The sequence below is a fragment of the Rickettsia australis str. Phillips genome (genome assembly GCF_000273745.1).
Lineage (GTDB): Bacteria > Pseudomonadota > Alphaproteobacteria > Rickettsiales > Rickettsiaceae > Rickettsia > Rickettsia australis.
Genome location: NZ_AKVZ01000041.1, coordinates 1 through 10,553, shown reverse-complemented (window position 1 = coordinate 10,553; position 10,553 = coordinate 1). Strand labels below are relative to the sequence as shown.

Below are 10,553 nucleotides of genomic sequence, written 5' to 3'. Positions count from 1 at the left end.
ATTTTTAATAAGGATTTTTATGAGTACAATAAACACCGATACTAATGAGGCAATGCCGCATATTTCTGTTAACGCACAATATATAAAAGATTTATCTCTTGAGAACCCTTCTGCCCCGTCTTCTCTTGCGGCTTTAGATCAACGCCCTCAAATTGATTTATCTCTAGATATAAATATTACTAATTTATCGGAAGAAAATTTCTATGAAGTAGAGTTAAATATCGAAGCAACTGCAAGAAATGAAAAATATAAGTTATTTCATATAGAATTAAAATATGCCGGAGTATTTAATTTAATTAATATTGATTCTGAACAACATCCGATTTTATTATCTGTTCATTGTCCGGCAATGATATTTCCATTTGCTAGAAAAATTATAGCTAGCTGTACTCAAGATGCAGGATTCCAGCCTTTAATGATTGATCCTATAGATTTTGGTGCCTTATATCATAAGAAAATGTCAGAGCATCAAAACTAAGAAAATCATTTAATTATTTAATAAATTGCGTTTTAAACGCTATGGTTTTTAAATTACAGATAGAGGTTAATAGTAAAAATTTTATCAATTTGATTAAATATTCTTTACTGATGTAATTAATGAATGTATAAAGCACTAGATAAAAAATTATAATTTAGTTAATAATAATTAACTGTAATTAAATTATAGCACAATATAAAAATTGAATTTTATGGAGAAAAATAATGAGAGTTTTGTTAATTGAAGACGAGCCGGAAATGGCTAACTTAATTGAACTAACTTTAGCTTCAGAAGGTATAGTTTGCGATAAAGCTTCAGTTGGTGTGGAAGGTTTAAGGCTTGGTAAAGTCGGTGGTTATGATCTAGTGATTTTAGACCTTATGTTACCGGATATTAATGGTTTTGAGATATTATTAAGATTGCGTGCTGCAAAAATAAAAACCCCAATCTTAATTTTATCTAGCTTAACGGATACGGATCAAAAGATTACCGGTTTCTCTTCTGGAGCCGATGATTATTTAACCAAGCCGTTTGTAAGAGAGGAATTAATTGCTAGAATTAAAGCTATAGTTAGACGTTCTAAAGGTCATGCAGCATCAGTATTTAGGTTTGATAAGGTTAGCGTAAATCTAGATACTAGAACTGTAGAAGTTGACAACAAAAAAGTACATTTGACGAACAAAGAATATGCTATTTTAGAGCTATTAATACTACGAAGAGGAACTATTTTAACTAAAGAAATGTTCTTAAATCACTTATATAGTAGTGTTGATGAACCGGAAATGAAAATTATTGACGTATTTATTTGTAAACTTCGTAAAAAGTTAAGTGATGCTGCTGGCGGTAGAGATTATATCGACACAGTATGGGGACGCGGTTATATGCTAAAAGAATATGATGAATTACAACAAAAAGAAATTTTAGCACAAGGAGCATAATTAATGACTTTATCGACTTCTTTACTTGGTAAAAAAAGTACTTATAAAGATAGTTATGATGCGACTTTATTATTTAAAATTCCACGTATAAATAATCGAAACGAACTTGGAATAAATAGTAATAATCTTCCATTTTACGGTGTAGATATTTGGAATACATATGAGCTATCTTGTCTTAATAAGAAAGGTAAGCCATGGGTTGGAGTAGGAACTTTTTATATACCGACGGATTCTGAAAACATAGTAGAATCAAAATCATTTAAACTATATCTAAATTCTTTTAATAATTTTGTTGTTGAATCAGTAGAAGAACTAGAAAGAATTATCTTGCAGGATCTAAGTAATGTTACACACGCTAAAGTAACAGGACGCATATTTCCTATAAATACAAAAATAGCATTTGGTGTTCCAAGTGGTAAAAATATCGATGATTTAGATATAGTATGCAATAATTACGGTCCGCCTGATAATAGTTTAGTTGAGTATGAAGATGTTTTAGTAGAAGAAGAGATTAATTCTAATTTACTAAAATCAAATTGCTTAGTAACAGGTCAACCGGATTGGGGTTCAATTGTTATAAAATATAAAGGAAAAAAGTTAAAACATGATTCTTTTCTGAAATATTTAATATCTTTTAGAAATTGTCATGAGTTTGCAGAGCAGTGTGCTGAGCGTATTTTTACAGATATTAAAAACGCTATAAAGCCTGACTTTCTTTCTATTTATATAGTATATACTAGGCGCGGAGGAATTGATATTTGTCCCTATCGTTCTACCGATAAAAGTTATAGTGTACCTAGCGATAAACGACTTATTAGGCAATAATCACTTTTCTAGTCCATAAAAAAATCCATTCGATGTCATACCGTGGCTTGACCACGGTATTCAAAAACAACTTAAAATACTAATATCTTTAGTATTTTAAACTGAATTCTGCCACAAGCTCGCAGGATGGTTTTGAACGTCATTGCAAGAAAATTACATAAGTAGTTGTGCGTATGCAATCTCAAGAGTTTGTTATTATTTTATGAGCTTGCCACAATACCTACGGGGGGTTGCCCGCAATGACAATTTGCTATCCACGCAATAGGCGTGGGATAACAATCAAAGAATAATTCACGTAAGCAAGCTTTGCTCAGGATAGAAGTTAGTATAATTTTATGATTCTTTCATAGGATTTTGTGTAGGCTTTAGGCTTTCTACTATTTTATTCAGGTCTATTTGACTACAGATCCCCAGTAATACGGGATCACGAGGACGAATAGAATTCATATTCCAATGGCTACGAGTTCTAATAGCATCTATAGTAGTCTTAGTAGTTCCTATTAATTTAATTATTTGATGGTCTTGGATGTTCGGATAATTAGACAATAACCAATATATAGCATCCGGTTTATCTTGACGTCTTGCTATAGGGGTGTATTTAGCACGCTGTTTTTTCTGATTTTTCATCAATTCATCAGCAGGACTATATGAAATTTGTAAATTAGCATTAGAATCTTTACTGCAACGCTCAATTTCCTCTAAAGTTAACTGACCGTTTGCAATTGGATTTAAACCTTTTATAGATTGTGCTACTTCACCGTCAGCCATACCTTTTATTTCAAATTCATGAATACCACAAAAATCGGCAATTTGTTTAAAAGTTAAAGAAGTATTTTCAATTAACCACATAGCCGTGGCTTTTGGCAGAAGTGGTAATGTTTTTTGCGAATTCATGATAATTGTTTTTTGGCTTAATTTAATGAACTATAACAAATAGAGTGATTTAAGTCAATCTTCATTTAGAAACTTAACTATCTCCTCAACTACTTTCTTAGCATCGCCGAATAACATAAAAGTATTATTGTGATAAAATAGCTCATTTTCTATACCTGCATATCCTGAAGCCATAGAACGTTTAATAAACAAAATCGTACGCGCTTTTTCAGCATCGAGTACCGGCATACCATAAATTGGACTGTTCGGATCATTTTTGGCAGCAGGATTAGTTACATCATTTGCCCCAATCACAAGCACTACGTCAGTGGTAGCGAAATCTCTATTAATTTCTTCAAGCTCAAGTACTTTCTCGTAATCTATATTAGCTTCTGCAAGTAAAACATTCATATGCCCCGGCATTCTACCTGCTACTGGATGTACGGCAAAACGTATATTAATATCTGAACGTTCTAATATATCAACCATCTTTTTTATGATATGCTGAGACTGGGCTACTGCCATACCGTAACCGGGAACAATTATTACCGATGATGCATTAAGTAGTAAATGTGCCGCATCTTCAGGACAGCTTGTTTTTGCTATTTTATCGTCGTCTATATCCTTGTTAATTCCTGTAGGTGTAGGTAAAAATGCTCCAAAAATAACCTTGATTAATGAGCGATTCATAGCCCTGCACATTATATAGCTAAGTATAGCTCCGCTACTACCAACTAATGCTCCGGTAATAATAAGTAGGCTATTGCTAAGCGTAAAGCCTATACCTGCTGCCGCAAAACCTGAATAAGAGTTTAACATTGATACTATAACAGGCATATCTGCGCCACCTACCGGTATTATTAGTAATACTCCGATTAACAGCGATAAAAAGACTATTAGGTTAAATAAAAATATATTTTCTGAACGAATAAAAGATATTACTAGAATAACTAATATTATTGCTGTTAATAAGCATATATATTGCTGACCGTAGAATTTTAACTGGCTACTTTTCATTAAGCCTTGTAGTTTTAGAAAAGCTATAACCGAGCCGCTAAAAGTTAAAGCACCAATAGAGACGCCTATTGATATTTCTATTAATGAATTAATCGGTAAACTTCCTGCTATTCCTATAGAAAAATTTTCAGGAGCAAGTATCGTAGCGTAAGCTACAAATACCGCAGCAAGACCGACAAAAGAGTGAAAACCTGCTACTAATTGAGGCATTGCTGTCATGGAGATTTTAAGTGCAATAATCCCTCCGATTATAGCACCTAATAATAGGGTTGCTATAATCGGTAATTTATGAGTAAAATCCGGAAGGAAAAAAGTAACGCCGACTGCTATCAGCATTCCCAAGATACCTACGGTACTACCTAAACGTGCTTGTTTCTGTGAGGATAAGAATTTGAGTGATAGAATAAAGCAAATAGCCGCAACTAAGTATAATAACTGGATAATTTGTAGGGACATAGATGGATTACTTAATTATTATATGTTATGCCCGTTCTCTTATGTTGTTTACGTGTGGCGTTGTTGTGTGGACACTTATGTCATTCATACGAAAGCAGGAACCCATCATAAAATGAGATAAATCGAGCTTTTAATTTTAAAAATTTGCTGTATTTACACTTTTATTTTGGCTTCCCGCTTTCGCGGGAATGACATAGAAAAGTGCCGTATATTCTTAAAAAGTAAATCCTATACCTATAGAAATTATTAAAGGATTAAGTTTAACTTTAGAGGTCACGGTTTTAGTACCTACTAAATTCGGTTTATACTCAAGTTTAGGATTTAAGAAAAATTGTCTTACGTCAATATTGATTAAAGTATCATCTTTAGCATAAAAATCTACACCTATTTGTCCTACGACACCGTGTCCGTTTCTAATTTTAAGACCGGTAGCTTGCGTAAGTATATAAGAACCGTGATAACCTATGCCTATATACGGTCTTATTCCACCGTAAGGGGCTATATGAAATTGTCCGGTAACCGTTGCAGGAATCATATAAATAGGTTTGTTTTTTCCTAGTTTGACATTATCAACACCATAATTATGCGCAACGGCTGCAAGGGATGTATATTTAGTGCGTAAAACATTAAAGCCAAGCGATAATTCAGTAGCTAAATAATTGTTAAAGAATATAGTAGTAGATGCATCACCTCCATAACCGTTTTTTGCAACTTCTCCTATTGGAACAGGTTGAGGAGAGGTAGGAGTAGGTAGTACTTTTTGCTTAGCACTTGAGAAAACACCTCCTAGACGCATCTTGAAAACTAAACTTCCTTCGTTTTCGTAATACGGTGTACTATCATAGTCAGGAGCAGAATCTACATTATCATACATGTTTTTAGCAAAACTATTAATACTTATGCTGGATACAAACAAAATTATCCCTAATTTTTGCACTATTCTTAACATATTAATTATAACCTTTACTTGCTTAAAATTGATTACCGTATTAGTATATAAGATTTTTATTTATATTATTTTATACCATTGTTGTAAATGATAGAATTCTTTTATGCTAAAAGTCAAGACATTTAAGTAAAATTATAGAAATAATTGGAGCATATTAATGAATGATGCATTAAAAACATATTTAACCGGTATAGGTTGGTTTTTACTTAGTTTAGTAAGTAGTAGTGCCAATGATGTAATGTCTAAATATCTTGGGACTCGTTTACATAGCTTTGAAGTAGCTTTTTTTCGCTTCTTTTTCAGTAGCATAGTTTTACTACCTTTTGTTGTGTATTACGGTAAAAATACCTTAAAAACAAGTTGTCCTTTTGTACATATATTAAGAGGATTATTATTATTTTTTGGTATGACGTCATGGACTTATGGTTTGACTATAGCTCCTGTTACTACCGCAACAGTTGTAAGTTTTTCGACCCCTTTATTTACTTTAATACTTGCCATATTTTTTCTTAACGAAAATATTATTTGGCAAAGATGGGTAGTTACCGTAGTAGGATTTATAGGGCTTGTTGTTACGCTTAAACCGCATGCCGAGGATTTTAATCCCGAAATTTTGTATTTTGTATTAGCGGCTATTTCATTTGCTATGCTTGATATTATTAATAAAAAATTCGTAATAAAAGAATCAATGATTAGCATGCTATTTTATTCGGCAATAGTAACTGCTATAGTGTCGCTACCTGTGGCGTCGCAGTATTGGCTAACTCCTAGTGGTTTTGAATTAGCTTTATTATTTGTACTTGGTAGTAGCGGAAGCTTAATATTATTCTTCCTGCTTAAAGCTTTTTCCATGGTAGATGCAACCGCTACCGCTCCTTATAGATATTTAGAGCTGGTGATTTCAGCAATAGCGGCATATTTCATATTTAACGAGTTTCCTGATAAAAATACACTTCATGGAGCAGTAATAATAATTCCTGCCACCTTATTTATAATATACTCCGAAAAAGAAGCTATGAGTAGAAAACATGAATCGCAGTAAGCTAGTATTTTCAAGCGGTATCGCTAACACTTTTGAATGGTATGATTATGTGTTATTCGGTTATTTTGCACCAATAATAGGAGCAAAATTTTTCCCGAATTATGATGCTAATACTTCTTTACTGCAAACTTTTTTAGTTTTTGCTATAGGTTATTTGGCAAGACCGTTGGGTGGCATATTTTTTGGTGTTATTGGTGATAGATTTGGACGCAAAATAGCCTTAACTAGTGCGTTATTTTGCATGTCTGCCCCAACCGTATTAATAGGAATATTACCAACTTACCATACTATAGGTATAACTGCGACTATATTAATGATTTGTGTACGAATTCTACAAGGATTATCAATGGGAGGAGCTTTGACCGGTTCTATTGCTTTTGTCATTGAACATACTAGCCATAAACACCGAGGCTTTACCGGTAGTATTTCAATGTCTAGTATATGCTCCGGTTTATTGCTTGGTTCTTTTGTTTCTTATATCGTTAAGAATATCCTAACAGCTTCACAATTTGATAGTTTTGGCTGGAGAATACCTTTTTTAATTGGATTTTTTATTCTTTTTGCAGCATTTTATATTAAAAAAAATACACACGAAACACCGAATTTTAAAAATCTAAGAGAGCAAAAAAAGATTTTACAATCACCGTTAAAAAAAGTCATTACCAATCATTGGTTTGATATATTAATCTCGATTTTTATCAATGCTCCCGGTTCGATAATATTCTATCTAACTACAATTTACTTGGTATCGTTTTTAAAAATCAGCCGTAGCTTTACTGAAAATGAGGTAAATAGCTTCGCTAGTGTATGTTATGTGATTATGATAGCCGTAACTTTATTAAGCGGTTATCTATCCGATATTATAGGTCGCAGGAAAATTTTTGTAATTAATCTGATAATAATTATTGTAACAACACCGTTTTTACTTAATAATTTTGAGAGCGGGGATTTCACAAGTGTAATGATTTCACAATTTACACTTGCTATACTTGCGGCTAGCTATATCGGCCCTGAACCGGCATTACAAGCAGAATTTTATCATACAAATATACGTAACACTGCTCTCTCTATTTCATATAACACTGCTACAAGTATTTTTGGTGGTACTACGCCTCTTGTCTTTGAATATTTAGTACAAAAAACAGGGCATGTAACCTCGGCAGTTTATTATGTCATATTAAGCTGTATTTTTGCATTGATTGCCTTATCTTTTTACAAAAATAGAAGTTTAGATACAATATGACAAAATTACAAAACCTGCAAATCTAGTTGAATTTAATGATAAAATTGTAGTCTTGACACTTAAGAGTTCTTACTATGGCAATGCTTAAAAACACAAAATAACTAAAAAAGGATTAGTTTTTGCTAGTATCTCACAGGATAATATAAATCACTCCAAAACTGTTGAAAAAATAACTAGTAACGAGGCAACTTCAAGGATAGATATAGACTTATTAGGTACATACCATCGCATTACTACAGCTGTAACGACTGACCGACTACGGCAAGAAGAAAATGGCTCTTTAGAAAATGAGACCTGCTGCTACAAATGAGATAGCCCAATTACAAAAGTTAGTACAAGATAATAAAATGATATTAGCATGCCAAACCAAAGCAAAAAACTAAAGATTCTAAGTGGTTATTTGCAGAAAGAATGTGAGAATGTATGCTAATGAAATTACAGTAGCATCTTCTGATGCAGTACATATAGGTGGAGCAAATGAAAAGCTAGAATAAGAGCTTTTTTGTAAATAGTAAACGAATTTCCAAAATTCTTCTTGATTTAATAACAAATATGTGACAAAAAGAGTTTAAAATAAAATTCTAAGCTACTATAGCTCAGGGGTAGAGCACTTCATTGGTAATGAAGAGGTCGGGGGTTCAATTCCCCCTAGTAGCACCACTGAAAATATATATTATGATAGATATTCTTCTTTTTGTGCATATTACCATTGCTATATTGTTAATTATAGTTATTCTGATGCAGCGTAGCGGATCGGATGGCATTAGTAGTATAAGCGGTGGTAATAATATGGGAGTAGTTAGCGCTAAAACAGTCGGTAATTTTCTTACTAAAAGTACTATAGTACTTACAACATTATTTTTAATAAATGCAATAGTACTTGCTAATCTTTCCTCAAAAAAGAAATCTGATTTAGTTTCTAAGATTAATGAAATTGAAGAAAATCAAGCAGAAAATAGTTTACCTGTAGCTAAATAGTTACAGCTTTATCTTGATAATATCTCTCATACTTGTCATTGTTTACCGTTGTTGGTATTGCCCGCATGGATACCCGAACAGTCATTGCGAGGAGGAATTGTTGCGTAGACCGGTAAAACCTACTGTGTCAAGCCACGGGATGACAGAGGTAAAACTGATCTACGCAACAACACCTTACGAGGAGCAAAGCGACGTGGCAATCCAAAAAAATAATTAAAGAAATTCTGATTTACAGCATTTCTTAATGGATTGCTTCGTCGAAACTTACAGTTTCTTCTCGCAATGACGAAAAAACCGAGCCATGCAACAAAGCCGCATGACAATAATTCACAAAATAATTTTAGAAATGTCTATAGAACTTAATATAAAAGAAAAATTTTATATCATTTTATGTACGTTTTTTACAGTCCTTATTATAGTAGGAAACTTAATATATCAAAAATTTGTTTACCTTAATATTTTTAATTTTTATATTCTTGAATTATCTATAGGAGCAATTTTTTACCCGTTAACTTTTTTATTAACAGATTTAATAGCTGAGTTTTATGGTAAAAAAAGAGCCAATTTTTGCGTGAAGCTTGCTATTATTTTTAATATAATAGTAGTTTTAATAATAAGTCTTATGGATAAATTGGAAGCTACTAATTGGTCTAAGGTTGATAACATAACTTTTCATAAAGTTTTTGGTTCATATTATATATCTTTTTTAGCATCAACTTTTGCCTGTTATATAGCTCAACTTGTTGATATTAATATCTATTTATGGATACGTAAAATTACTAAAGGTAAATATTTATGGATAAGAAACAATTTTAGTACGGCAATTTCTTTATTTATTGATACTTTTATTGTAATTGGGATTATGAGCTTATTTAATATTTTTCCTTTTGACCAATTACGTCATCTTGTACTTAATAGCTATTCATTTAAACTATTTTTTACCGTATTTAGTACACCGATATTCTATTTGGCAGTTTGGTTAATACGCTTATCTATTAAGAGGTTTGATAAATAAGGATAAGATTCTTAAAAAACTATCCTGTATTTATCTTTACAAATTGACTTTTAACTTAACAAGTCCTTGATGGCTTTGATATTTTTTATGGGTATAATAATTATATTCAAGTAGAACATTTATATTTTTTCTACTTATAAGTATATTACTACCGATATTATATCCAAGCTTAGGTTGTTCCGGTATAATAATCGTTTCTTGTAATGTTTGTCCTTTAAAAGTTGCTTTTGCATTAACTTTTGTATTTTTATTATTGAAGTGACGCTCAATATTACCATACAAACTTGGCGTTAATACTATATTACTTGTGGTGGCTATAGGCTTAAACACTATTTTACCGCCAATACTATTTTCAAAGGATTGATTTGATTTCTTTTGAATCATCAAATTTTCTATATCTACATTATATTCTTTGTAGTTGCTAGCTCTTGAATAATCATATTTAAAACCGATATTAGGAATAAAATGTAAATCGTACTTTGTTGTACGATATTTATAATTTAATAAAGTTTGGAAGCTTAAATTATTGTTTTGATATTTTCCAATTATATTATTAATACTTTTAGATTTATTCTTAATATAATTATGACCATAAGATGTTATAGCCTGTAATGAGAAACCTTTAATGAGTTCTTTTAGACCGTAAATGCTTAAAAGATGACCGTTAACTGCTGTGTTCCCTAGTTTTTTATTATATTTAATTTGGGATTCTAAACGGCTATAAGCTATTCCGATAACG

Annotated in this window: 11 protein-coding genes, 1 tRNA gene and 1 pseudogene; 9 read left to right on the top strand and 4 right to left on the bottom strand. The window is 31.8% G+C overall.

Annotated features, from left to right (window positions below; genetic code table 11):
* Positions 1-19 precede the first annotated feature (19 nt).
* From secB to queF, 3 genes are all read left to right on the top strand, one after another.
* Positions 20-478 (top strand): protein-export chaperone SecB, encoded by a 459-nt coding sequence (secB, locus tag A452_RS0107005; RefSeq protein ID WP_014412108.1) that lies wholly within the window; start codon positions 20-22, stop codon positions 476-478.
* A gap of 224 nt (positions 479-702) precedes the next feature.
* Positions 703-1,416, top strand: a complete 714-nt coding sequence (gene ctrA / locus A452_RS0107000) for a response regulator transcription factor CtrA (protein ID WP_014412109.1) — start codon at positions 703-705, stop codon at positions 1,414-1,416.
* Between the two features lie 3 nt (positions 1,417-1,419).
* Positions 1,420-2,241: an NADPH-dependent 7-cyano-7-deazaguanine reductase QueF gene (gene queF, locus A452_RS0106995; RefSeq protein ID WP_014412110.1), complete on the top strand. Its 822-nt coding sequence runs from the start codon at positions 1,420-1,422 to the stop codon at positions 2,239-2,241.
* Between the two features lie 333 nt (positions 2,242-2,574).
* Here queF and A452_RS0106990 read toward each other — a convergent pair whose 3' ends face one another.
* The 3 genes from A452_RS0106990 to A452_RS0106980 all read right to left on the bottom strand — a co-directional run bounded on the left by A452_RS0106990 (position 2,575) and on the right by A452_RS0106980 (position 5,536).
* Positions 2,575-3,135: a cell cycle transcriptional regulator TrcR gene (locus A452_RS0106990; protein WP_014412111.1), complete on the bottom strand. Its 561-nt coding sequence runs from the start codon at positions 3,133-3,135 to the stop codon at positions 2,575-2,577.
* Positions 3,136-3,189: 54 nt separating this feature from the next.
* On the bottom strand, positions 3,190-4,587 hold the full coding sequence (locus tag A452_RS0106985; protein WP_014412112.1) for an NAD(P)(+) transhydrogenase (Re/Si-specific) subunit beta: 1,398 nt from the start codon (positions 4,585-4,587) through the stop codon (positions 3,190-3,192).
* Positions 4,588-4,801: 214 nt separating this feature from the next.
* Positions 4,802-5,536: an OmpW family outer membrane protein gene (locus A452_RS0106980; protein WP_014412113.1), complete on the bottom strand. Its 735-nt coding sequence runs from the start codon at positions 5,534-5,536 to the stop codon at positions 4,802-4,804.
* 157 nt (positions 5,537-5,693) lie between these two features.
* Between A452_RS0106980 and A452_RS0106975 the strand changes: the two genes are divergently transcribed.
* The 6 genes and pseudogenes from A452_RS0106975 (at position 5,694) to A452_RS0106950 (ending at position 9,814) form a co-directional block, all read left to right on the top strand.
* Positions 5,694-6,578, top strand: coding sequence for a DMT family transporter (locus A452_RS0106975; protein ID WP_014412114.1), 885 nt, complete (start codon positions 5,694-5,696; stop codon positions 6,576-6,578).
* On the top strand, positions 6,565-7,821 hold the full coding sequence (locus tag A452_RS0106970) for an MFS transporter (RefSeq protein WP_014412115.1): 1,257 nt from the start codon (positions 6,565-6,567) through the stop codon (positions 7,819-7,821). Before A452_RS0106975 ends, A452_RS0106970 begins: the two co-directional genes overlap by 14 nt.
* A 287-nt stretch (positions 7,822-8,108) precedes the next feature.
* A pseudogene (locus A452_RS11250) lies at positions 8,109-8,315 on the top strand (hypothetical protein).
* Between the two features lie 91 nt (positions 8,316-8,406).
* Positions 8,407-8,481: transfer RNA gene (locus tag A452_RS0106960), tRNA-Thr, on the top strand.
* A gap of 15 nt (positions 8,482-8,496) precedes the next feature.
* Complete coding sequence (gene secG, locus A452_RS0106955; protein ID WP_014412116.1) at positions 8,497-8,799, top strand: preprotein translocase subunit SecG; 303 nt, start codon at positions 8,497-8,499, stop codon at positions 8,797-8,799.
* 316 nt (positions 8,800-9,115) lie between these two features.
* Positions 9,116-9,814: a queuosine precursor transporter gene (locus A452_RS0106950; protein ID WP_014412117.1), complete on the top strand. Its 699-nt coding sequence runs from the start codon at positions 9,116-9,118 to the stop codon at positions 9,812-9,814.
* Between the two features lie 36 nt (positions 9,815-9,850).
* Here A452_RS0106950 and A452_RS0106945 read toward each other — a convergent pair.
* On the bottom strand, positions 9,851-10,553 hold a 703-nt coding region (locus A452_RS0106945; protein WP_025999603.1), incomplete at its 5' end, for an autotransporter outer membrane beta-barrel domain-containing protein.